Origin of the sequence: Umezawaea sp. (assembly GCF_036375055.1) — a bacterium.
Lineage (GTDB): Bacteria > Actinomycetota > Actinomycetes > Mycobacteriales > Pseudonocardiaceae > Umezawaea.
Window position 1 is genome coordinate 1 of the sequence record NZ_DASUSQ010000014.1, and the last position, 22,119, is coordinate 22,119.

A 22,119-nucleotide genomic window follows, 5' to 3' on the forward strand; every position below is an offset into this window, starting at 1 on the left:
ACCGACGACCTGCCCGGCCTGGCCGCGCACGGCCGGTACCTGCGCGTCGTGGGGACCACCCGCGCCACGAAGTACGGCTACTCCCTCTGGGAGGTCAAGGCGTACGGCTCGGCCGACTCGACCGGTGACACCCTGGCGCCGAGCACGCCCACCGGGCTCACGGCGGGCACGACCACGGCGAGCAGCGTCGCGCTGGCCTGGTCGCCGTCCACCGACAACGTCGGCGTCACCGGCTACGACGTCCTGCGCGGCGGGCAGGTGGTCGCGACCAGCGCGACCACCTCGTTCAACGACACCGGTCTGACCGCGGACACCGACTACGCCTACGCCGTGCGGGCCCGTGACGCCGCGGGCAACACCTCGCCGGTCGGCGCGGCCGTCACGGCGAGGACGAAACCCGGTGGCAGCGGGTCGTTCGTGCTCGCCGCGGCGGGCGACATCGCCTACCAGTGCACCGCGAGCGACCCGGACTGCGTCCACCCGAAGACCGCGAAGCTCGTCGAGGCGATGAACCCCGCGGCCGTGATCACCATGGGCGACAACCAGTACGACGACGCGCACCTGTCGGACTTCCGAAACCACTACGACAAGACGTGGGGGAAGTTCAAGAGCATCACCCACCCGGTCCCCGGCAACCACGAGACCTACGACGACACGCCGTTCCAGGGCTACCGCGACTACTTCGGTCCGATCGCCACCCCCCAGGGGAAGAACTACTACTCGTGGGAGATGGGGAACTGGCACTTCATCGCCCTGGACTCCAACGACTTCACCACCCACGACTTCGCCGAGCCCGCGCAGCTCGCGTGGCTGAAGCGGGACCTCGCCGCCAACACCAGGGGCTGCGTGGCCGCGTACTACCACCACCCGCGGTTCAGCTCGGGTGACCACGGCGACAACCCCGACAGCGCCCCGCTGTGGCAGGTCCTGGTCGACAACCGGGTCGACCTGGTGCTCAACGGGCACGACCACCACTACGAGAGGTTCGTCCCGCAGAACGGGGCGGGCAAGGCCGATCCGAACGGTCCGGTGCAGATCCTCGGCGGCACGGGCGGAGCCCCGCTCTACGACGTGAACGCGGCCCACCCGACCACGGCGAAGCTGCTGCGGGCGTTCGGCGTGGTGAAGCTGTCGATGACGGACACGACGTTCTCGACGCAGCTCATCGGTCTCGACAGGTCGGTGCTGGACAGCAGCCCGACCTACACCTGCCACTAGGGGCGAGCATGTACATCGCGGCAAGCCGCACCCCCGACCTCGCGACCGGGATCGACCCGGCGCCCGTGAAGCGGCGGGTGCCCGCCAACGTGCTGGCGCTCGGCGCGGTCAGCCTCGTCACCGACGTCTCCTCGGAGATGGTCACCGCCGTGCTCCCGCTGTACCTGGTGCTCGGCCTCGGCCTGAACCCGTTGCAGTTCGGGCTGCTCGACGGGCTGTACGCGGGCGCCACCGCCGTCGTGCGGGTCCTCGGCGGCCACCTGGCCGACCGGTGGAGACGGCTCAAGGCGGTCGCCGGTCTCGGGTACGGCTTGTCCGCGGTGTGCAAGCTCGGCCTGCTGGCGGCCGGGTCGTCGGTCGCGGCGATCGGCGTCGTGCTGGCCGCCGACCGGACCGGCAAGGGCCTGCGCACCGGCCCGCGCGACGCGCTGATCTCGTTGAGCAGCGACCCCGCCGCGCTCGGCCGGTCGTTCGGCGTGCACCGGGCGCTCGACACCGTCGGCGCCCTGCTCGGCCCCGTGGCCGCGATGGGCGTGCTGGCCGTCAGCCTCGGCAGCTACCCGGCGGTGTTCTTCACCAGCTTCTGCGTCGCGGCGGTCGGCGTGCTCCTGCTGGTGCTGTTCGTCCGCGACCGGCCGGGGACGGCCGACCGGGCCGCGGTGTCACCGGGGGCCGCGCTGGAGTTGTTGCGGCGCGGCGACTTCCGCCGGATCGTGGTCTGGGCCGCGGCGCTGGGGCTGGTCACCGTCGGGGACGCGTTCCTCTACCTGGTGCTGCAACGGCGCTGGGACGTGCCCGTGGCGTTCTTCCCGCTGCTGCCGCTCGGCACAGCAGCGGTCTACCTGCTGCTGGCCGTGCCGATCGGCAGGCTCGCCGACCGGATCGGCCGGTGGCCGGTGTTCCTCGGCGGTCACGCGGCGCTCGGTGCGGCGCTGGTCGTGGTGTGCGGACCGGTGTCCGGTCCGAGCCTCGCCGTGCTCGCGCTGGCGCTGCACGGCGTGTTCTACGCGGCCACCGACGGGGTGCTGATGGCGGCGGCGGGCCCGGTGGTCCCGGCCGAACTGCGGGCCACCGGCTTCGCCGTCGTCCAGACCGGGCAGGCGGTGGCCCGCATGGCCTCGTCCGTCCTCTTCGGACTGGCGTGGACGGTCTGGGGGCCGCGCCCCGCGGTGCTCGTCGCCGCGGGCGCGCTCACCGTCGTCGTCGCCGCCGCCGCGGTGGTCAGGCCGGTGCGGTCGTGAAGCGCCTCCTGATCGCCCTCCTCGGGTCGGTGCTGCTCGTCGGCGCCGCCGTGGTGTTCACCGTCGCGGCGCGCCAGGGGTCCGCCACCGACGAACCGGCGGCCGAGCAGCTCACCCTGGCACCGGGCCAACTCCTGTTCCGCGACACCGGCACCGGCCGCGTCGCCTCGGTGCCGGTGTCCGATCCGGGTGGTCCGCGGCGGGTGAGCGGCCTGGAGTGCGACCGGTTCGCCGTGGCCCGGCGGACCGCGGTGTGCCTGACCGCCAGGCCCGGCGTGCTGCCCGCCGTCACGGACGTGCGGGTGCTCGACGCGAACCTCGCCGTGCGCCACCAGGAGTCGCTGCCCGGCGCACCGAGCCGCGCCCGCGTGTCCCCGGACGGGAAGATCGTCCACTGGACCCTGTTCGTCACCGGCGACTCCTACGCCGCGACGGGTTTCTCGACCAGGTCCGGGCTCTACGAGGTCGAGACGGGGCGGCTGGTCAAGACGATCGAGGAGCTGCCGGTGTACACCGGCGACCGCCGCTACTTCGCCGCCGACGTCAACTACTGGGGAACCACGTTCGCCCCGGACGGCACCCGCTTCTACGCCACCCTCGGCAGCCGGGGGAAGACCTACCTGGTCGAGGCGGACTACGCGCGCTACCAGGGGAAGGTGGTGCGCGAGAACGTCGAGTGCCCGTCGCTGTCACCGGACGGCACGCGGGTCGCGTTCAAGAAGAGGGTGTCCGACGGCGTGTGGAGACTGGCGGTGCTGGACCTCGCGACGCTGGAGGAGACGGAGCTGGCCGAGACGCGCGGCGTCGACGACCAGGCGCTGTGGCAGGACGACACGACCGTCCTGTACGGACTCGACGACGGCGTGTGGGCGGTACCGGCCGACGGCACCGGTGGTTCGCGACGGCTGGCCGAGCACGCGGCATCGCCCGCCGTGACGGGCTAGGGAGAGCTGGGAGGCGCGTCGTCGGTGAACTCGCGCAGGTCACGACTGGCCGCGGCGACCGCGCCTCCCGCAATCCCCTGTCCGAGGAACCACACGGAGCACCGCTGCCGGGTCATCGTGGACGCGATCCTCGAACAGGCCCTGAGACTGGACCCGTAACGTCCAGTTCTCAAGGGTCGATTGCTCCACATGAAGATCCCACCGCTTTCGTCACCAATTTTCGCCCTCACCCGGTCCCCCGTGCCGTGCGACCAGAACACTTGATCGCGGTAGCCGGCGTCCTGGCTTCATGGATCACCTACCTGAGGACCCGGAAATTTGGCAGGCAGATGCGCCGCGCTGAATTGATTCGGAACTACACGAACGATTTTTACCTGAGCACGCACATCACCACGACTTTCATGGATATCGACCACGGCAGGTTCGTCTACAGCGACGAGTTCCTCGGCACGGAGGACGAACTGGCCCTGATCCACCTCCTCGACTACTTCAACAACGTGGGACACAACGTTCGGCGGGGAGTAGTGACACTGGACGACCTTGTTCCGACAACCGTTGGCTACGCAGCACTGCGAACCTGGGAGGACCCCGAGGTGCGCAAGTACCTCGGGCAGATCACGGTGTGGGACGAGGATCGGTACGTCCCAGGCTCCGCCTACCGGTACTTCGAGGAACTCGCGGTCGACATCGCACTGCTGTGTGGCCGGATGACGTGCCAAGAGAGGATGGAAAGGCTGAAGCTGAGCAAAAGAGCCACCACCGCACAACGCGCACGGCTCAGATTTCCAAAGGTGTGGCTGGCCTTGTGCAATGTCAGGTCTCACATCGTCGGCATCCGCCCTGGAGTCGAGCAAACCCGACCACCGGACACCACGCGATCAACGAGCCGACCGTTCACGCGGTGGACTCGTCGTCGGTGAACTCGCGCAGGTCACGACTGGCCGCGGCGACCAGCGCGGTCAGGAGGAACCCGACACCGAGCACGAGCACGGCGACCGCGCCCCCCAGTTCCGCCGCGAGCACCCCGCCCAGCACCGGGGCGAGCGGGGACAGGCCCATGCCGACCACCGTGAGCAGGGCGTCCAGGCGGCCGAGCATGGCCTCCGGGACGAGTCTGGAGATGGCGACGTTCATGACGACGTTGAGCGTCGGGGTGGTGAGCGAGGTGATCAGGAGGGGGATCATCGGCCACCACGCGGCGATCGGGAGGACCATCGCGGCGTTGCACGCGCCGAAGAGGACGAGGATGGCGATGAGCAGCCTGCCCGCGGGGAGCAGGCCGCCGATGCGCGCGGACAGCAGCGCGCCGAGCAGGCCGCCCACGCCGATGCCCGCGTAGACCACGCCGGTGGTCAGGACGTCGCCGCCGCGTTCCCCGACCAGCACGATGAGCGGGATCAGGAGGGCGCCGCCGAGCAGGTTCATGGCCATCACCGCGAAGCAGACGCCGCGCAGGCCGTGCTGCCGCCACAGCCACCCGACGGCGTCGGCCGCCTCCCGCCGCATGCTCGTCCGCTCCGCCGCGCGCGGCGTGTCCGGGTGCCGGGGCACCGTCGCGAACAGCGAGCAGAGGAACGAGACCAGGAACGTCAGCACGTCCACGACGAACGGCAGCGCGCGGCCGAGTCCGAACAGGAAGGCGCCCAGCGGCGGGCCGACCAGCCTGCCCGCGTGGCCGCGCGCCTCCTCCTGGGCGTACGCGCCGCGCAGCTGGTCGGGTGGGACGACGGCGCGGATCGCGGTCGTGCGGGCGGGTCCGCCGAACGCGGTGCAGACCCCGTCCACCGCGCCCAGCACGAGGAGGTGCCAGAGCTCGACCCCGCCGAGGACGATCAGCAGGGCCAGCACCGCCGCGTTGACCAGCTGCGCGCCCTGGCTGAGGAGCAGCGTGCGGCGGCGGTCCCACCGGTCGACCCAGATGCCGGCGGGCAGTTGGGCGGTGATGAACGCGGCGGTGCGGGTCCCGACGACCACACCGGCCCACCCCGGCGAGCCCGTCAGCGCCAGCACGAGGAACGGCAGCGCGAACTTCGTCAGCTCCGTGCCGAGCTGGGACACGGCGCTGCCCACCCAGAGCAGCTGGAACCGCCGGTTCCTCCGCAACGGCACGACCACGACCACCGCTCCCCCGTCTCGACCGGTGGTCGATTGTGGTCGACCGGGCCGGGGGACGCGCACGGCCCCGGCGGCTCCGTGCGACGAACGCGACATTTCCGGCTTCTTGTTGCCAGCAACTTGCTGTTAGCATCTTCCCGCAACAGAGGACCACCACGTTCGGGGGACACGCGTGCGCCACGGACCGACGACCGTTCTCGCGGCAGTGGGGCTCCTGCTCCTCGGGTGCACCTCGCCGGACGGCGGTGGGGGTTCGGCTCAGACCGGTGGGTCCATCGTCATCGGCGCGGGCGGCGAGCCGGAGAACCTCAACCCGATCCTGGGGTACGCCCCCGACGGGGCGTCGAAGGTGTTCGACGGGCTGGTGGCGCGGGACGCGAAGCTCCAGCTCGTGCCCGCGCTGGCCGAGCGGCTGCCGACCGCGTCGGCCGACGGTCTGGTGTGGACGGCGACGCTGCGCGCCGGCACGACGTTCTCCGACGGCACACCGCTGTCCGCGCAGGACGTCGTGTTCACCTTCAGGTCGGTGCTCGACCCCGGGACCAACTCCACGATCGCCTCCCGCCTGGACGCGCTGGCCGACGTGACCGCGCCCGACGACCGCACGGTGGAGTTCCGGCTGAAGTACCCGTACGCGCCGTTCGCGCAGCAGTTGGCGCTGGGTGTCGTGCCCCGCAAGGCCTTCGACGGGGTCGACGTGAACTCCGCGCCGTTCAACTCGGCGCCGGTCGGGACCGGGCCCTACACGGTCGCCGAGTGGCGCAAGGGCGACCGGATGGTGTTGAGGGCCAACGAGTCCTACTGGGGCGGTGCTCCGGCGGTGAAGACCGTGACCGTCGTGTTCGTCGCCGACGACAACGCGCGCGCCACGCGGATGGCGGCGGGCGAGTTCGACGGCACGGTGCTGCCGCCGAAGCTCGCGGGCGCCTACCGCGACCGCGACGGCTACCGGGTGGTGCGCAACCCCTCCGCGGACTACCGCGGCCTCGGCATCCCGTCCGAGCTGCCGCTGACCTCCGATCCCAGGGTGCGCCTCGCGATCAACCTCGGCATCGACCGGCAGGCGATGATCGACACCGTGCTCGCCGGAGCCGGGAAACCCGCGGCCACCCCGATCTCGCCGTACCTGGCCGACTGGTACGACCAGGGCGCGGTGTTCCGCCACGACCCCGACGGCGCCGCGCGGCTGCTCGACGAGGCCGGGTGGCTGCTCGGGTCGGACGGCAAGCGGTCCCGCGACGGCCAGGCCGCGCGCCTGCCGGTGCTCTACCCCGCACCGGACGTGCTGCGCAAGGAACTGGCGCTGGCGACCGCGAGCGACATCGCGCGGCTCGGCATCGACGCCCCGGTGGAGGCGACGACGTTCGAGGTGATGCTCCAGCGGCGGAGCGAGGCCGCGAGCGTCTGGGGCGGCGGCGACCCCTACGACCCGGACACCGCGGCGTACTCGCTGCTGCACTCCCGCTACGCGGGCCAGGAAGGCTACGTCAACATGTCGCTGTACCGGAACGCGACCGTGGACGCGGCGCTGGACACCGGCCGCCGCAGCCTCGACCCGGCCGTCCGCAAGCAGGCCTACACCGACTTCCAGAAGGCCTACACCGCCGACCCCGGCTGGGCGTTCCTGGTGTTCCTGGACCACACCTACGTGCTGCGGGACCGGTGGAACGGCCAGGAGGAGCAGGTCGAGCCGCACGACCACGGCCTGGTGCACGCGGTCTGGTGGAACCTCGAACGCTGGACCCCCAAGCCGTGACCGCCACCGCGCGGCGGCGTCGGGGCCGGGCGATCGGGCGGCTCGCGCTGCGGCGCCTCGGTTTCGCCGTCCCGGTGCTGCTGCTGGTGAGCTTCGCGCTGTTCGTCCTCGCCAAGGCCTCGCCGTTCGACCCGATCGAGCGGTACTTCGGCGTGCGGATCATCGGCGCGAGCCCCGAGCGGATCGCCCGGATCCGGGAGAACTGGGGCGTCGACCGGCCCGTGGTCGAGCAGTACCTCGCCTGGCTGCGGCACGCCGTCGCGGGCGACTTCGGCGACTCGCTGTCGTTGCGGCAGCCCGTGTCCGAGGTCGTCGGCGACCGTCTGGGGTGGACGGTCCTGCTGGTCTCGGTCGGCTTCGCCCTGGCGCTGCTGCTCGGTCTGCTGCTGGGCACGGCGGCGGCGTGGTTGCGGGGCGGGTGGCTGGACCGGGCGATCACCGCCACCTCCTACACCCTCGAAGCCGCCCCGGTGTTCTGGCTCGGGCTGGCCGCGCTGTACGTGTTCGCGCTGCACCTGCGCTGGCTGCCCGGCGGTGGCCTGACCGACGCCGGCGAGGCGTTGGGCGTCGGCCAGGTCGCCACGCACCTGGTGCTGCCGGCGTCCGTGCTGGCGATCTCGCAGGCGCCGTGGTTCGTGCTGTTCGTGCGGCAGAACCTGCTGGAGTCGTTCAGCCAGGACCACGTGGTCGGCGCGCGCTCGCGCGGGCTGTCGGACCGCCGCGTCGTGGTCGGCCACGCGCTGCGCACCTCGCTGCTGCCGTTCCTCACGCTCGTCGGCGCCCGGCTGCCCGAGCTGATCACCGGCGCGCTGCTGGTGGAGACGGTGTTCTCCTGGCCCGGCATCGCCAGGGCCACGGTCGACGCCGCGCTCAACGTCGACTTCGCGCTGATGGGGGCGCTCACCGTGCTGGCCACGGCGGTCGTGCTGCTGGGCAACCTGATCGCCGACGTCCTGTACGCGCTCGCCGACCCGAGGGTGGGGCTCGATGGTTGACCAGCGGACGTGGCGGCCGGTCCCCCGGTCCCGGCTCGCCGCCGCGAGCACGCACCTCTCGCCCCGGTGGCGGCTGATCCCCTCGGCCGTCGTCCTCGGCGTCGTCGTCCTGGCGGTGCTCGTGGTGCCGCTGGTGGTCGACCTCGACCAGCAGCTCGTCGACCTGGGCTCGGCCAACCGCCCACCGGACGCGGCACACCCGTTCGGGACCGACGAACTCGGCCGCGACGTGCTGCTCCGGTGCGTCTACGCCCTGCGCGTGTCGCTGACCGTCGGGCTGGTGGCCGCGGTGGTGTCCTCCGCGGTCGGCACGGCGGTGGGCGCGCTGGCCGGGTCGGTCGGCGGCTGGGTGGACCGGCTGCTGATGCGCCTGGTCGACGCGGTGGCGTCGGTGCCGCACCTGCTGCTGGGCATCGTGATCGTCGCGATCCTGCGGCCCAGCCTGACCGCCGTGGTCATCTCCATCGGTCTCACGCACTGGCTGACGTCCGCGCGGATCGTGCGGTCGGAGGTCCTGTCGCTGCGCGGGCGCCCGTTCGTGGACGCCGCGATCGTCGGCGGCTCGTCGCGGACCCGGATCCTCGTGCGGCACCTGCTGCCCAACGTGACCCCGCAGGTGCTGCTGTCGACCACGCTGATGATCCCGCACGCCGTGTGGCACGAGACGGCGCTGTCGTTCCTCGGGCTCGGCCTGCCACCGCACGAGGCCAGCATCGGCAACATGATCAACGACGCCCAGCGGTCGCTGCTCACCGGCGGCTGGTGGATGTCGCTCGCGCCCGGCCTCGCGCTGATCGTCGTCACCCTGGCCATCTCCGGACTCAGCGGCGTCTGGCGAGACCGGCTCAACCCCCGACGCCGCTCGGAGCTCACGTGGTGACCGAACTGGCCGTCGACCACGTCTCGGTGCGGTTCGCGCTGCCCGGCGCCACCGTCGCGGCCGTCGCCGACGTGTCGCTGCGGCTGCGGCCCGGCCAGTGCCTCGCGCTGGTCGGCGAGAGCGGCTGCGGCAAGACCGTCCTGGCCGGCGCGCTGCTCGGGTTCCTGCCGGGCAACGCGCAGGTGTCCGGCAGCGCGGTCCTGAGCGATGAGGACGGTCCACCCCTCGACCTGCTGGCCGCGACCGACCGGCAGCTCGCGACGACCGTGCGGGGACGCCGGATCGGGCTCGTCCCGCAGAGTCCGGCGTCCCACCTCACCCCGGTCCGCACCGCCCGCGCGCAGCTGGAGGAAGCCGTCCGCGCGCACCACCCCGACGAGCCGGACCCGCGGGGCCGCGCGAACGGCGTGGCCGCCCGCGCCGGACTGGCCCCCGAGGACCTCGACCACTACCCGCACGAGCTGTCCGGCGGCATGGCCCAGCGCGTGGCCACCGCGCTCGCGCTGGTCGGCGACCCGTGGCTGATCATCGCCGACGAACCCACGACCGGCCTGGACCACCACCTCGTCGAGGGGCTGCTGGAGGAGTTCCGCAGGCTCGTCGCCGACGGCCACGCCGTCCTGCTGATCACCCACGACCTGGCCGCGGCGCAACGCGTGGCCGACCGGATCGCCGTCATGTACGCAGGGCGGCTGATCGAGGTCGGACCGCCGCACACCGTGCTCGACGCCCCCGGCCACCCGTACACGCGAGGCCTCGGCGACGCCCTGCCCGACCGCGCGTTCACCCCCGTGCCCGGAATGCCGCCGCTGCTCACCGACCTGCCGCCGGGCTGCTCGTTCGCCCCGCGCTGCGACCGGGTCGTGCCCGAGTGCGCCGAGGTCCCCGCGCTGCCCCTCGACACGGAGCACGCCGTCGCGTGCCACCGCCCGTGCTGACCGGGCTGCGCGCCGAGGCGGTCGTCGCGGGCTACGACCCCCGCCGCCCCGTGCTGGACCGGGTCGACCTGACCGTCCACGCCGGACGGACCACCGGTCTGGCCGGACCGAGCGGCAGCGGCAAGTCCACCCTGGCGCGCGTGCTCGCCCTGCTGCACAAGCCCTTCTCGGGCACGGTCCACCTGGACGACGAGCCCGTGACCGGCTACCGGCACCGCACCCCGCACGCGCAGCGCGTCCGGATCGGCGTGCTGTTCCAGCAGCCCAGGCTGTCGGTGGACCCGAGGATGACGCTGCGCGCCGCCATCACCGAACCGCTGCTCGCCACCGGGGCGCCCACCGACCGCGCGGACGAGCTGGCCGACCTGGTGATGCTCACGCCGGACCTGCTCTCCCGCCGGGCGCACGAGGTCAGCGACGGCCAGCTCCAGCGCGCCTGCCTCGCGAGGACGCTCGCGCTGGACCCGGACTACCTGATCTGCGACGAGATGACGACCATGCTCGACGCGTCGACCACGGCGGCGCTGGTCGGCCTGATCCGCGACTACCAGGGCCGCACGGGCGCGGGCGTGCTGGCCATCTCCCACGACGCCGTCCTGCTGAACCGGTGGGCCGACCGGACCGTCGACCTCAGCCCGGACGGGGTCCTCGCGCAGCGGGTCAGCTCCGACGTGCGGTGACCGCGACGGTGGCGTACTCGACCGCGACGACGCCGCCCGCGGCGTCGATGGCGGCTCCGAGGCCGTCGAGCACGCGCGCGAGGTCGTCGGGCGGGAAGCGGGTGTGGGCGCCGGTGGTGGGGACCTGGTCGAGCCACTCGTCCCTGGTGTACGTGCGGCTCCAGTCGAACCGCAGCCGCCCCGGTTCGCCGAACGCGCCCGACGCCCTCAGCCCGTCGGCCGCCCGGTCGCACAGGACCGAGTAGCCGTTCGGGTCGACGGTCGCCCAGCGGGCGGCCTGCGAGTCGGGCACGACCGCGCGGTAGACGTCGGCGAAGGCACGGGACAGCTCGGGCGGCGGTTGGCCGACGTTCCAGAACACCGCGAGCAGGCCGTCGGGGCGGAGGGCTTCGGCCGCCTTCGCCGCTCCGGCGACCGGGTCGATCCAGTGCCAGGTCTGGCCGGAGACGACGGCGTCGAAGGTGCGGCCCGCGGGGTCCCAGGTCTCGAACGCCGACACCTCCACGTCGAGGTCCCGGCGGGCGAACTCGGCCATCCTCGGGTCGACCTCGACCCCCAGCACCGCGCACCCGGCGGCCCGCAGCTGCCGGGCGACGATGCCGGTTCCGGTGCCGACGTCCAGCACGGTGGGACCCGCGGCGGTCAAGGCCTCCACCAGCGGGTCGGGGTAGCGGGGACGGGCGCGGTCGTAGCGCGCGGGATCGACGCCGAACGACTCGGCGACCTCGCGCGCCTCATGGGGTTGGGACGGTAGAATGGGCATGTGCCCACTAATAGTGGGCGAGCGCCCACTCGTCAAGCGGGTGGAGTGAGGAGCGAAGCACCGTGCCCACCGGGGTCGCCCTGCGCGACGTGCGCGAGCAGCTGTTCGACGCCGCCGACCGCATCCTGCTCCGGGACGGACCCGCGGCGCTGACCAGCCGTTCGGTCACCGCGGAGGCGGGGGTGTCCAAGGGCGTGGTGCACCGGCACTTCCCCGACTTCGACGCGTTCCTCGCGGAGTTCGTGCTCGACCGGGTCGAGCGGATGGACGGTCAGGCCGCCGCGCTGCGCGACGCGGCGGGGACGGGCTCGGTCACGGACAACCTCACCAGCGCCGTGACTGCCCTGTTCGGGTCGGTGGCCGTGGCGATCGTCGCGCTCATCACCTTCCGGGACGACCTGCGCGCCCGGCTGCGCGAGTCGTGGCCCGCGGGCGTACCCGTGCTGACCGAGGCCGCCACCATGATCGCCTCCTACCTGGAGGACGAGCGCGCGCTGGGCCGCATCGCGGCGGACGCCGAGGTCGACGTCCTCGCCCCGACGCTGATCGGGACCGGTCACCTGCTGTTCGCCGACCGCACCGGCACCCCGCCGGAGCCGGACGTCGTCCGGCGGATGGTCGCCTCGGTCGTCGCGGGCGCCCTGCGCTGACCGGCGGGCCGGGTGGCGGACGCCACCCGGCCCCGGCTCGGGCTCAGCAGCTCCTGAGCTCGCTCACGTACGGGCGCGGGGGGACGCTCGCCGCCCCTCGGGTCTCCCGGTAGTAGTAGCGGTCGGGCAACGAGGTGCACGCCCCGTCGGACGCCCAGGCCCAGATCATCCGGACCCGGACGGCGTAGCCGCACCTGTTCGTGGCCTCCGCCCACGCCGTACCGCCGTTGCGCCCCTGCGACAGCTCGACGCACGAGGGCGCCGAGGCCATCAGCGAGTACGACGGGTCGTCCGCCGCCTGCTCCGCCGCCTGCGCGGGCGCGGCGAGGCCGAGCACCGCGACACCGGCCGCGAAAACCCCCACGAGCGCTGTCTTCACCATTCTCATCGTGTTCCCCTCTCCATTTCCGGGCACGCGAAGCAGACGCGATTCGCGTTATCACCGGACAATGACCTTTTCCCGAGATCCGCCCACGCGGAAACAACCCGGATATCACCTCGACCAGGCTCGGCGCTGATGAGCGGAACAATCGCGGACGACACCGCGAACCCAGCCCGAGCACACCGGTTTCCGTGCGCCGTGGTCGGATCCCCCTCGTGATCCGACCGCGCACAACCCCCTCCCCCAGCCGACGACGCTAGCAACCCGGACGCGCGGGCGGGCGACTTCGAGAAATTTCCTTCAATTCCACGTCGACCAGAAAGGAGTGATCGCGAATTCACCCGACGCCGCACGACCAATCACCGAAAACGGACACCGGGCGCGGCGGTCAGCCCAACGGCAGCGGACCGCGGGTCTTGACCGTGCGGATCGCGAACGTGCTCTCGGCGCCGACGACGTGCGGGATGGTCAGGATCCGGTCCAGCAGCAGGCGTTCGTAGGACGGCAGGTCCGGGACGGCCGCCTCGACCAGGAAGTCCGCCGCCCCGGACACGAGGTGGCAGGCGACCACCGACGGGATCGCGGCCAGCGCCCGCTCCACGACCACCGAGGTCTCCCTGGAGTGCGACTCCACCGTCAGCTCGATGAACACCGTCAGGTCGAGGCCGAGCTTGGCCCGGTCGAGTTCGGCCCGGTAGCCGGAGATCAACCCCTCCTGCTCCAGCGCGCGGAGCCTGCGCAGGCAGGCGGACGGCGACAGCGAGACCGCCTCGGCCAGGTCGACGTTCGCGATCCGGCCGTCGACCTGGAGGCGGGCGAGGATGGCCCGGTCGATGTCGTCCAACTCAGTCATGTCAACATCCTGCCACCAATCACGACTTGTGCGCACGTATCGTGCACAGACCATGCCAATAGGCGACACATTCGCCATCGTGTGCGGTGACCTTCTTGCAAAAATTGCGCCATGACATCGATCGAGCCCCTCACGGTCTCCCGCGGGGCGGCGCTGTACATCGGAGCACTGCTCGGACCGGGACTGCTCCTGCTGCCCGGCCTCGCGTCGGCCGGGTCCGGGCCCGCGTCGATCCTGGCGTGGGTGGCACTGCTGGCCGTGTCCGGCCTGCTCGCGGTCGTCTTCGCGGCACTGGGCGTCCAACGCCCGTCGGCCACGGGCGTGCGCGCCTACGCCGAGGACGGCCTGGGCCACCGCGCGGGCCAGGCGGTCTCGTGGTGCTTCCTGGCCGGGGTCGTCACCGGCGCGCCGATCGTCTCCTACATCGGCGGCACGTACCTCGCCGGGCTCGTCGGCGCGGACGGCCCGCTCGCCCCCGCGGTCGCCGCGGCGGGCCTGCTGACCCTCGCGCTGGTCACGACCTCCCGCGGCGTGCGCACCTCGACGACCGTCCAACTGGGACTGGTCGTGCTGCTGGTGGTGATCGTGGCGGTCGCCGTCGTCGGATCGGCCCCGGCGGCGGACGCGGACAACTGGACCCCGTTCGCACCGCACGGCTGGACCGCCATCGGGTCGACGGCCTCGGTGCTCGTGCTGTCGTTCGTCGGCTGGGAGGCCGTGGCCCCGCTCACCGCCCGCTTCGCCGACCCGCGCTCCCAACTCCCGAGGGTCATCGGCATCGCGTTCGGCGCGACGGGCCTGATCTACCTGGCGCTGGCCACGGCCACCATCTCCGTGCTCGGCCCCGGAGCGTCGCCCTCCACGCCCGTGACCGACCTCCTCACCACCGCGATCGGTCCGGCGGGGGCGGCGGTGGCCGCCGTCGGCGCGGCCGTCCTGACCCTGGGCGGCGTCAACGCCTACCTGACCGGGGCCGCCGCGCTCGCCCGCTCCCTCACCCGGCCCTCGGCGCGGCCCCGCGGCGGCCCTCCCGACTGGCTGCTCGTCGTCGTGGTGGCCTCCGCCTGCGCGCTGCTCGGCCTCGGGGGTGCGGGGGTCCTCGCCCCCGAGGACCTGGTCACCGTGCCCAGCACGCTGTTCCTGGTCGTCTACCTCGGGTGCACGGCCGCGGCGTGGCGGCTGCTCACCGGCCCGGTGCGGGCGGTGGCGGCGGTGGCGTTCGCCGGAGTCCTGGTGATCATCGGCTTCAGCGGGTGCGCCGTGCTGCTCGCGGCGCTCGTGGCCGCGGGCGCCGCGGCCCGTCCCGGACCTCGGGGGCGCCAGCCGGCGCTCACCCCGTGAGGCACGCCGACCATTGCCCGGACCCCGGTCGACCGCTACTTTGAACGCATGTTCAGAACGAGCGTTCAGGACCGATCGCCCCTGGGCGGGCGCGGGTACGACGTCGCGGTCGTCGGAGCCGGGATGGCGGGGCTGGCGACCGCGCTGCGGCTCCAGGCGCGCGGGCTGTCGACGGTCGTGCTGGAGGCGCACGGCCACGCGGGCGGGTGCGCGGGCTACTACCGCCGCCGCGGCTTCAGCTTCGACGTCGGCGCGACCACCCTCGTCGACTTCGAGCCGGGAGGCGTCGGGGCCGAGCTCCTGGAGTCCGTCGGCATGGCACCGCTCGCCGGGGAACAGCTGCCCGGCTACGTCGCCTGGCTGCCCGACCGCACGGTCGTGCTGCACCGCGACCAGGCCGCCTGGCACGCCGAGCGGCTGCGGGCGTTCGGCGACACCGCCCGCCACCGCGCCTTCTGGGCGCGGCTCGACCGCCTCGCGGGCGCGTTCTGGCGGGCGAGCCGCGCGGGCGCGCGGATGCCGATGCGCACGCTCGCCGACGTCCTGCACAACGCCCGCGCGCTGCGCCCGCTGGGCCTGCCGCTGGCCCGCCACGTCGGCGGGACGCTCGGCGGCGCGCTGCGGGCGCACGGCCTGCGGGACGACGCGGCGCTGGTCGGACTGCTGTCCATGCTCGTCGAGGACACCGTCCACAGCACCGTCGACCGCGCGCCGCTGGTGAACGCCGCACTGGGCATCACCATCAGGGGCGCGGGGCTCACCAGGGCGACGGGCGGGATGCGCGGCTTCTGGAGGGCGGTCGTCGCGCACTACCGGTCGCTCGGCGGCGACCTGCGCGCCGGGTGGCGGGTCGAGCGGATCACCGGCTCCCACGGGAACTTCGTCGTCCACGGTGGACGCGGCGCGGTCCGCGCGGGCCAGGTGGTCAGCGCGCTGCCCGCCGCCACGACGGCCGACATCGGTGACGTGCCGGGGGTGCGGGCCGCGCTGCGCCCGTTCCTGCGCCGGGACGCGGGCGACCTCGGCGGTGCCGCGGTCGTCTGCCTCGGCGTCCCCGAGGCCGAGGTCGCCTGCCACACCCTCACGCACCACCAACTCCTCCGGTCCTACCGGAGCCCGCTGGGAGACGGGAACAACATGTTCGTGTCGGTGTCGGCACCCGGTGACACCGAGAGCGCGCCCGCCGGGTTCCGGACCGTCATGCTGTCGACCCACACCGAGCTGGCCGACTGGGAGGGGCTCGACGACGTCGAGCACGCCCGGCGCCGCGACGCGCTCGGCGACCTGCTGGTCACCGAGGCTCGGCGGGTGTACCCGCGGCTCGGCGAGTCCGCCGTGGTGCGCGAGGTCGGCACGCCCCGGACCTACGAGCGGTTCACGTCCCGGCCGCGCGGCGCGGTCGGCGGTGTCCGGCAGTCGCCCGCGAACAGCAACCAGCGCGCCGTCCCGCACGACCTGGGCGTGCCGGGGTTCTGGCTGGTCGGCGACTCCACGTGGCCCGGTCTCGGCACGGTGGCCTGCGTCCTGGGCAGCCGGATCGTCGCCGACGGGGTCGCCGGGTCGGCCCGGCGGTCGAAGGTGGTGCCGGCATGACCCCGCCGCTCGCCGAACTGGGCCGGGACCTGCTCGTCACGCGCCTGCGCAGGCGGGTGCTCGCGCTGGCCCGCCCACCGATCGGCGTGGCGCTCTTCGTGCTCACGGCCTGGTGGGCGCACTCGACGCCGTGGGTGTGGCTGCTGACGCCCGTGGTGGTCTTCGGCATCTTCGTCGCGGTCGTCACCGTGACCCACGACGTGGTGCACCGGTCGATCGGCCTCGGCCCGAGGGGCACCGAGTGGGCGTTGTTCCTGTGCGGCCTGGTGCTGCTGGAGAGCGGCCACGCGTACCGGGCGACGCACGTGCAGCACCACCGGCTCTTCCCGCACGAGGACGACCCGGAGGGCTACCCGGCGCACCTGTCGTTCCCGGGCGCGGCGCTGTACGGGCCGGTGTTCCTGGTCGGCCTGTGGCGGTGGGCGTTCCGCAGGGCGGCGGGCGACCGCGTCCAGCGCACGTGGCTCGTGGTCGAGGCGAGCGCGCCGGTCCTGGTGCTGGCGACCGGTGCCGCGCTCTGGTCGACGACGCCCGCGGTGCTGGTCTACGCGGTGATGGCCGTCGTCGGGAGCTGGGTGTACCCGCTGCTGACGGTCTACCTGCCGCACCACGACTTCGGCGACACCCCGCTCACCCAGACGCGCACGCTGCGCGGCCGGATCATCCCCGCGGTGTTCCTCGAACTGACCTACCACCTCGAACACCACCTGTACCCGCAGGTGCCCAGCCAGCACCTCGCGGAACTGGGCCGCAGGCTCGACCCGTTCCTCGCCGATCAGGGAGTCCGACCCCGCAGGGTGCCGTGACGCCCCCTAAGGTTGGCGGCAATGACCCGCAGAGCCGAGGCACGCGAACGCATCCTGCGTGCCGCCATCGACACCCTGGCAGCACAGGGTTTCCCCGCCACCACCGCGCGGGCCATCGCCACGACGGGCGGGTTCGCCCCCGGTGTCATCTACTACCACTTCGACGGCCTGGACGACCTGTTCCTCGCCGCCATGCGGCACAGCAGCGACCTGCGGATGGCCCGCTACCTGGAGCGGACCGCCCACCTCGACCGGGCGGCGGAGATGCTCCAGACGCTGCGCGAGCTGTACGAGGAGGACGTCTCCACCGGTCACCTCGCCGCGGTGCAGGAACTGGCGGCGGGCGCGGCGGGGTCGACCGGCCTGGCGCGGGGGGTGCGGGCGGAGATCGACCGGTGGGAGGAGTTCACCGAGTCGCTGCTGGGCCGGTTCCTCGACGGCACCCCGCTCGCGGCGTTCATCCCGAAGCGGGAGGTGGCGATGACCATCCTCGCCTTCTACCTCGGTCTGGAGATGCTGGCGCACCTCGACGGCGACCGGTCCAGGGGCGCCGCGATCTTCGACTCGGCCAAGCGGATGGCCGCCATGATCGACGCGTTCCTCCCGCCGTCCGACGGCTGACCGTCCGAAGCGGACCAGGCCGGCTCCTTGGCGTTCTGCTGGTCCAGCGCGGAACGCACTCCAGGAGCGGTCGTGGTGAACCACATCCGCACTCCCACCTCCGACGGCCACCGGTGGCCGCGTGCCCGGCGACACCGCCGGCTGGGAAGAGCGGGCAGTTCGAGCACGAAGAACGATCGGTGCCAGGTGCCGAAACCGGCGCGGGCCGGCACCGATTCACCCGCGTGCGAGCCCCCTGGCCTTGCCGGGGTGTCGTGGATCACCTACGGTCCGAATAACATGAATCTGCTTCACGTACCTCGGGAGTGCGCTATGCGAGCCACGCGGCGCTCGGCCGTCATGACGGTGCTGACCACGGTGGCGGGGTTGGTGGTGCTGATCGGCCAGCCCGCCGCCGCGGCCGGTCCGGAGCCCTACCTCGTCGGCCGGGGCATCTCCGACGTGACGGGCCCCGCCGCCGAGAACGGCATGATGGGCTACTCGGACTTCGACCAGAAGACCACCGGCATCCACCAGCGCCAGCGGTCCCGCGCCTACGTCGTGGTGGACCGGGCGAACGGCAAGCGGGTCGCGTACGTCAACGCCGACCTGGCGATGATCTTCCGCGCCGTGCAGGAGGGCGTGCTCGGCAAGCTCCAGGCCCGCTACGGCGACCTCTACACGCGCGAGAACCTGCTGCTGTCCGCGACGCACACCCACGCGGGCCCCGGCGGCTACTCCCACAACCTCGCCTACAACCTGTCGGTGCTGGGGATGCAGCCGCAGACGCTGGAAGCCGTCACCAACGGCATCGTGGAGTCGGTCGTCGAAGCGCACGAGGACCTCAAGCCGGGGTCGCTGTCGCTGGGCCGCGGCGAGCTGACGAACGCGAGCGTCAACCGGTCGCGGGTGGCGTTCGAGCAGAACCCCGCGGCCGACAAGGCGCACTTCCCCGGCGCGATCGACCCGGCGATGACCGTGCTGAAGTTCCGGCAGGGCACCGCCGACGTGGGCGCGGTGAGCTGGTTCGCCACCCACAACACGTCGATGACCGGCGAGAACACGCTGATCAGCCCGGACAACAAGGGGTACGCGTCCTACCAGTGGGAGCACGACGACTCCGGCGTGCGCTACCTGGACGAGGGCGGCGGCTTCGTCGCCGCGTTCCCCAACACCAACGCCGGTGACATGTCGCCGAACCTGAACCTGCGGCCCGGTTCCGGCCCGACCGAGGACCACGTCGAGAACACCCGGATCATCGGCGAGCGGCAGAACCGCAAGGCGCAGGAGATCTTCTCCGGTCCGCAGACGGAGATCACCGGCGGTGTCGACCACCGGATGCGCTTCGTCGACATGAGCGCCGTCGCGGTCGACGGCCGCTACACCACCAACGGCCAGGCGGGCACCACGTGCTCCGGCGTGGTCGGCGCGTCCACGCTGGCGGGCAGCGTCGAGGACGGCCCGGCCATCCCCGGTTTCACCGAAGGCATGCAGAGCCCCGTCAAGACCCTGCTGGAGCCGCTGAACATCCCGGTGCCGCAGTGGCTCAAGGACTGCCAGTACCCGAAGGCGTCCCTGGTCCCGACCGGCCTGGTGCAGGCGACGCCGAACGTGGTGCCGTTGCAGATCGTCCGGATCGGCCAGCTCCACCTGGTGGCCGTACCCGGTGAGGTGACGATCACCGCGGGCCTGCGGATCCGCCGCACGGTCGCCGCCGAACTGGGCGCACCGCTGGACACCGTCCTCATCCAGGGCTACGCTAACGACTACAGCCAGTACGTCACCACACCGGAGGAGTACGACCTCCAGCAGTACGAGGGCGGCTCCACCCTGTTCGGCCGCAACACCACGCCCGCCTACCAGCAGGAGTTCGGCAAGCTCGCCGCGTCGATGCGCGCGGGCACCCCGCTGCCCGCCGGTCCGACGCCGACGAAGCCGCCGCTCACCGACCTCAACCTCCAGACCGGCGTGGTGTTCGACGACAAGGCACCGGGCCAGAGCTTCGGCCAGGTCCTCACCCAGCCCTCGGCGTCGTACACGAGCGGGCAGACGGTCACCTCGGTGTTCGTCACGGGCCACCCGAAGAACAACCTGCGCCGCAACGGCACGTTCCTGGAGGTGCAGCGCCAGGTGAACGGCCGGTGGACCCGCCACGCCGACGACGGCGACTGGTCCACGCGCTACCAGTGGCGGCGGTCGGGCGTGGCGAACTCGGAGGCGACGATCACCTGGGCCATCCCGGTAGGCACGCCCGCGGGAACGTACCGGATCGTGCACCACGGGGACTGGAAGAGCGGGTGGACGGGCGCGATCACGGCGTTCACCGGGACCACGACCACGTTCACGGTCGGCTGACCGTTCGGATGGCCGTTCGGTCGGGCGGCGGGCCGGTGCCCGACCCGTGGGGGTTGGTCGGGCGCTCGGTGTGAGCGGTGGTCGCCGGGAGGTGTCGGGCCGGGTAGCCGGACGGCCGAGCGGGCACCGGGTGGGGTGGCCGGCGGCCGGGCGGGCACCGGGTGGGGTGGCCGGACGGCCGGACGGCTGCCGCACGGCGGCAGACCGGGCACCCGTCGAGGGTGGCCGGGCCGGTGGCCGGCCACAGGATCCGCGCCACAGCCCGGCGGCACGGCACTCGGCTGCGGCGTGGTTGACCGCCGGATGCTCACCCGCGACCCGCGACCCGCGACCCGCGACCCGCTAGCCGCCACCCACGACTCGCCAGCCACCACCCGTTAGCTGCCACCCGCCAGCCCTTAAGCAGCTAGCCAACTGTTGCCAGCCACGACCCACGATCCACCGCCCGCCAGCCGAGACCCGGCTGGTGCCATCGAAGACCCGCGACCCGCGACCCGCCTGCTGCCAGCCGCTTGGGCCCCGACCTCCCGGCCCCGACCTCCCGGCGCGTGGCGCTCGACCGCCGATCGTCGAGCGTTCGGCGGTCGGGCGCCGCGCTGCCTGTCGGTGAGCCCTGAGCCGCCTGCCGCCCACCCAGCCCACCCGCCGCTATGCCGCCGGGGTCGCGGTGGCGGGGGTCTCGGCGGTGCCGGTGAGCGTGGCCCGTGCCAGGACGTGTGAGGCCATGGTGAACCCGAGCAGCGCGGGCGTGCCGTCGGCGGGGACCCCGATGTCCTCGACGTCGAGCGCGTGGACCGTGATCACGTAGCGGTGCCGACCGTGGCCCGCGGGCGGGGCGGCTCCGACGAAGCGGGCGGCGCGGGCGTCGTTGGGCAGTTGGAACGCGGGCTCGGGCAGGCCTGAGCCGGTGTCGTCGCCCGCTCCCTCCGGCAGGGACGTGACGGTCGCCGGGATGTTCGCGACGGCCCAGTGCCAGAACCCGGACATCGTGGGCGCGTCGGGGTCGTACACGGTCACGGCGTAGCTCCTGGTCTCGGCCGGGGCCCCGGACCAGGACAGCTGCGGGCTCGCGTCCCGACCCCCCGGAACGCCGAACATGCCCGACAGCTGCGCGTCCGCCAGCGGCAGCCAGTCCCGCACCCCGGTGCTCGTGACGGTGAAGCTCGGCACGACGGGCAGGCGCGCGAACGGGTCATTGGTCGTCATGTGACAACTCCATTCTCGGTGAACTAGTCGATTACGCTAACAATAATCGATTATCTGCGCTAGAGTCGACTTCATGGATGAGAACGGGGTGGCGCCGTCGGTTCGGGCGTACGAGTCGCTGCGGGCGGCGATCCTGCACGGTCGGTTCCGGCCGGGGCAGGCTTTGAAGCCGCAAGAACTGGCCGCCGAGCAGGTCGTGAGCCTCGCGGTGGTCCGGGAGTGCCTGCTGCGGCTGGTCGGCGAGGGGTTGGCCGAGCGGCTGCCGAACCGGGGCTTCGTGGTTCCCGACGCGGGTGACGCGCGGTGGCAGGTGATCGCCGAAGCACGGGCGGCGGTCGAGCCGACCATCCTGCGCATGTCGATCGGCCGGGGCGACCTGGAGTGGGAGACGCGCGTGCGCGCGGCCCACCACCGCCTCGCGGGCACGCCGCCGTACGCGCACCCCGACGACGCGCACTACTCCGACGCGTGGGCCGCCGCGCACCACGGGTTCCACCGCGCGCTGCTCGACGCGTGCGGCAACGACGTGCTGCTGGACGTGTTCGAACGGCTGTGGACCGCCAGTGAGCTGTCCCGCCGCTGGTCGGCCGCCAAGTCGCCGAGGCGCGACGCCGAGGCCGAGCACCTCCGGCTCGAACAGCTGGCGCTGAGCCGCCAGGGCGAGGCAGCCGCCGACGCCCTCGTGGCGCACCTCGGCACCACCGCCGCCGTGCTCGTGGACAAGGCCGAACACGCCGGGAAGAACGGCTGACGTCATCCCCCCGCACCCCAGGAGGACAACCGTGGTGTGTCCCGCACCCCTC

At 72.8% G+C, this 22,119-nt stretch carries 21 protein-coding genes; 16 read left to right on the forward strand and 5 right to left on the reverse strand.

Annotated features, from left to right (window positions below; genetic code table 11):
- The 4 genes from VFZ92_RS05040 to VFZ92_RS05055 all read left to right on the forward strand — a co-directional run.
- Positions 1-1,218: metallophosphoesterase (locus tag VFZ92_RS05040; protein WP_330874528.1), on the forward strand; the 1,218-nt coding region annotated here is incomplete at its 5' end.
- An 8-nt stretch (positions 1,219-1,226) separates the two neighbouring features.
- The gene (locus VFZ92_RS05045) at positions 1,227-2,459 is read left to right on the forward strand and encodes an MFS transporter (protein WP_330874529.1); all 1,233 of its coding nucleotides are present in this window, start codon (positions 1,227-1,229) and stop codon (positions 2,457-2,459) included.
- The gene (locus VFZ92_RS05050; protein WP_330874530.1) at positions 2,456-3,403 is read left to right on the forward strand and encodes a hypothetical protein; all 948 of its coding nucleotides are present in this window, start codon (positions 2,456-2,458) and stop codon (positions 3,401-3,403) included. Before VFZ92_RS05045 ends, VFZ92_RS05050 begins: the two co-directional genes overlap by 4 nt.
- Positions 3,404-3,663: 260 nt before the next feature.
- On the forward strand, positions 3,664-4,323 hold the full coding sequence (locus VFZ92_RS05055; protein ID WP_330874531.1) for a hypothetical protein: 660 nt from the start codon (positions 3,664-3,666) through the stop codon (positions 4,321-4,323).
- On the opposite strand, the gene VFZ92_RS05060 is transcribed toward VFZ92_RS05055, so the two are convergent.
- Positions 4,298-5,518: an MFS transporter gene (locus VFZ92_RS05060; RefSeq protein WP_330874532.1), complete on the reverse strand. Its 1,221-nt coding sequence runs from the start codon at positions 5,516-5,518 to the stop codon at positions 4,298-4,300. The genes VFZ92_RS05055 and VFZ92_RS05060 overlap by 26 nt on opposite strands.
- Positions 5,519-5,723: 205 nt before the next feature.
- On the opposite strand from VFZ92_RS05060, the gene VFZ92_RS05065 reads away from it, so the two are divergent.
- The 5 genes from VFZ92_RS05065 to VFZ92_RS05085 are packed head-to-tail and all read left to right on the forward strand — an operon-like array spanning position 5,724 to position 10,767.
- Positions 5,724-7,274 carry an ABC transporter substrate-binding protein gene (locus VFZ92_RS05065; RefSeq protein ID WP_330874533.1) on the forward strand — a complete coding sequence of 517 codons (1,551 nt, stop codon included), beginning with the start codon at positions 5,724-5,726 and terminating at the stop codon, positions 7,272-7,274.
- The gene (locus VFZ92_RS05070) at positions 7,271-8,269 is read left to right on the forward strand and encodes an ABC transporter permease (protein ID WP_330874534.1); all 999 of its coding nucleotides are present in this window, start codon (positions 7,271-7,273) and stop codon (positions 8,267-8,269) included. Before VFZ92_RS05065 ends, VFZ92_RS05070 begins: the two co-directional genes overlap by 4 nt.
- On the forward strand, positions 8,262-9,149 hold the full coding sequence (locus tag VFZ92_RS05075; RefSeq protein ID WP_330874535.1) for an ABC transporter permease: 888 nt from the start codon (positions 8,262-8,264) through the stop codon (positions 9,147-9,149). The genes VFZ92_RS05070 and VFZ92_RS05075 overlap by 8 nt, the downstream gene beginning before the upstream one ends.
- Complete coding sequence (locus VFZ92_RS05080) at positions 9,143-10,087, forward strand: ABC transporter ATP-binding protein (RefSeq protein ID WP_330874536.1); 945 nt, start codon at positions 9,143-9,145, stop codon at positions 10,085-10,087. Before VFZ92_RS05075 ends, VFZ92_RS05080 begins: the two co-directional genes overlap by 7 nt.
- Positions 10,069-10,767 (forward strand): ABC transporter ATP-binding protein, encoded by a 699-nt coding sequence (locus VFZ92_RS05085; RefSeq protein WP_330874537.1) that lies wholly within the window; start codon positions 10,069-10,071, stop codon positions 10,765-10,767. Before VFZ92_RS05080 ends, VFZ92_RS05085 begins: the two co-directional genes overlap by 19 nt.
- Here the strand turns inward: VFZ92_RS05085 and VFZ92_RS05090 are convergent.
- Complete coding sequence (locus tag VFZ92_RS05090) at positions 10,748-11,530, reverse strand: class I SAM-dependent methyltransferase (protein WP_330874539.1); 783 nt, start codon at positions 11,528-11,530, stop codon at positions 10,748-10,750. The genes VFZ92_RS05085 and VFZ92_RS05090 overlap by 20 nt on opposite strands.
- Positions 11,531-11,592: 62 nt before the next feature.
- Here VFZ92_RS05090 and VFZ92_RS05095 point away from each other — a divergent pair, with 62 nt between their 5' ends.
- Positions 11,593-12,180 (forward strand): TetR/AcrR family transcriptional regulator, encoded by a 588-nt coding sequence (locus tag VFZ92_RS05095; protein WP_330874541.1) that lies wholly within the window; start codon positions 11,593-11,595, stop codon positions 12,178-12,180.
- A 43-nt stretch (positions 12,181-12,223) separates the two neighbouring features.
- On the opposite strand, the gene VFZ92_RS05100 is transcribed toward VFZ92_RS05095, so the two are convergent.
- Both VFZ92_RS05100 and VFZ92_RS05105 read right to left on the reverse strand, forming a co-directional pair.
- Complete coding sequence (locus VFZ92_RS05100; RefSeq protein WP_330874542.1) at positions 12,224-12,559, reverse strand: hypothetical protein; 336 nt, start codon at positions 12,557-12,559, stop codon at positions 12,224-12,226.
- 391 nt (positions 12,560-12,950) lie between these two features.
- Entirely contained in the window at positions 12,951-13,415 is a 465-nt protein-coding gene (locus tag VFZ92_RS05105) for an Lrp/AsnC family transcriptional regulator (protein ID WP_330874544.1), read from the reverse strand.
- A gap of 111 nt (positions 13,416-13,526) precedes the next feature.
- Between VFZ92_RS05105 and VFZ92_RS05110 the strand changes: the two genes are divergently transcribed.
- The 5 genes from VFZ92_RS05110 (at position 13,527) to VFZ92_RS05130 (ending at position 20,110) form a co-directional block, all read left to right on the forward strand.
- Positions 13,527-14,756 (forward strand): APC family permease, encoded by a 1,230-nt coding sequence (locus tag VFZ92_RS05110; protein ID WP_330874546.1) that lies wholly within the window; start codon positions 13,527-13,529, stop codon positions 14,754-14,756.
- 48 nt (positions 14,757-14,804) lie between these two features.
- Positions 14,805-16,349, forward strand: coding sequence for an NAD(P)/FAD-dependent oxidoreductase (locus VFZ92_RS05115; protein WP_330874548.1), 1,545 nt, complete (start codon positions 14,805-14,807; stop codon positions 16,347-16,349).
- A complete protein-coding gene (locus VFZ92_RS05120) occupies positions 16,346-17,155 on the forward strand; it encodes a fatty acid desaturase (RefSeq protein WP_330874549.1) in 810 nt (269 codons plus the stop codon). Before VFZ92_RS05115 ends, VFZ92_RS05120 begins: the two co-directional genes overlap by 4 nt.
- Positions 17,156-17,176: 21 nt before the next feature.
- Positions 17,177-17,776, forward strand: coding sequence for a TetR/AcrR family transcriptional regulator (locus tag VFZ92_RS05125; RefSeq protein ID WP_330874551.1), 600 nt, complete (start codon positions 17,177-17,179; stop codon positions 17,774-17,776).
- A gap of 312 nt (positions 17,777-18,088) precedes the next feature.
- Complete coding sequence (locus VFZ92_RS05130; RefSeq protein WP_330874552.1) at positions 18,089-20,110, forward strand: neutral/alkaline ceramidase; 2,022 nt, start codon at positions 18,089-18,091, stop codon at positions 20,108-20,110.
- Between the two features lie 648 nt (positions 20,111-20,758).
- Here VFZ92_RS05130 and VFZ92_RS05135 read toward each other — a convergent pair.
- On the reverse strand, positions 20,759-21,316 hold the full coding sequence (locus VFZ92_RS05135; protein WP_330874554.1) for a YbhB/YbcL family Raf kinase inhibitor-like protein: 558 nt from the start codon (positions 21,314-21,316) through the stop codon (positions 20,759-20,761).
- Positions 21,317-21,389: 73 nt separating this feature from the next.
- On the opposite strand from VFZ92_RS05135, the gene VFZ92_RS05140 reads away from it, so the two are divergent.
- Positions 21,390-22,067, forward strand: coding sequence for a GntR family transcriptional regulator (locus VFZ92_RS05140; RefSeq protein WP_330874556.1), 678 nt, complete (start codon positions 21,390-21,392; stop codon positions 22,065-22,067).
- Positions 22,068-22,119 lie beyond the last annotated feature (52 nt).

Coding starts and splice junctions, on each gene's coding strand:
- VFZ92_RS05140 (WP_330874556.1), top strand. CDS start 21,390: ATGGATGAGAACGGGGTGGCGCCGTCGGTTCGGGCGTACGAGTCGCTG.
- VFZ92_RS05135 (WP_330874554.1), bottom strand. CDS start 21,316: ATGACGACCAATGACCCGTTCGCGCGCCTGCCCGTCGTGCCGAGCTTC.
- VFZ92_RS05125 (WP_330874551.1), top strand. CDS start 17,177: ATGACCCGCAGAGCCGAGGCACGCGAACGCATCCTGCGTGCCGCCATC.
- VFZ92_RS05120 (WP_330874549.1), top strand. CDS start 16,346: ATGACCCCGCCGCTCGCCGAACTGGGCCGGGACCTGCTCGTCACGCGC.
- VFZ92_RS05075 (WP_330874535.1), top strand. CDS start 8,262: ATGGTTGACCAGCGGACGTGGCGGCCGGTCCCCCGGTCCCGGCTCGCC.
- VFZ92_RS05115 (WP_330874548.1), top strand. CDS start 14,805: ATGTTCAGAACGAGCGTTCAGGACCGATCGCCCCTGGGCGGGCGCGGG.
- VFZ92_RS05130 (WP_330874552.1), top strand. CDS start 18,089: ATGCGAGCCACGCGGCGCTCGGCCGTCATGACGGTGCTGACCACGGTG.
- VFZ92_RS05105 (WP_330874544.1), bottom strand. CDS start 13,415: ATGACTGAGTTGGACGACATCGACCGGGCCATCCTCGCCCGCCTCCAG.
- VFZ92_RS05090 (WP_330874539.1), bottom strand. CDS start 11,530: ATGCCCATTCTACCGTCCCAACCCCATGAGGCGCGCGAGGTCGCCGAG.
- VFZ92_RS05110 (WP_330874546.1), top strand. CDS start 13,527: ATGACATCGATCGAGCCCCTCACGGTCTCCCGCGGGGCGGCGCTGTAC.
- VFZ92_RS05045 (WP_330874529.1), top strand. CDS start 1,227: ATGTACATCGCGGCAAGCCGCACCCCCGACCTCGCGACCGGGATCGAC.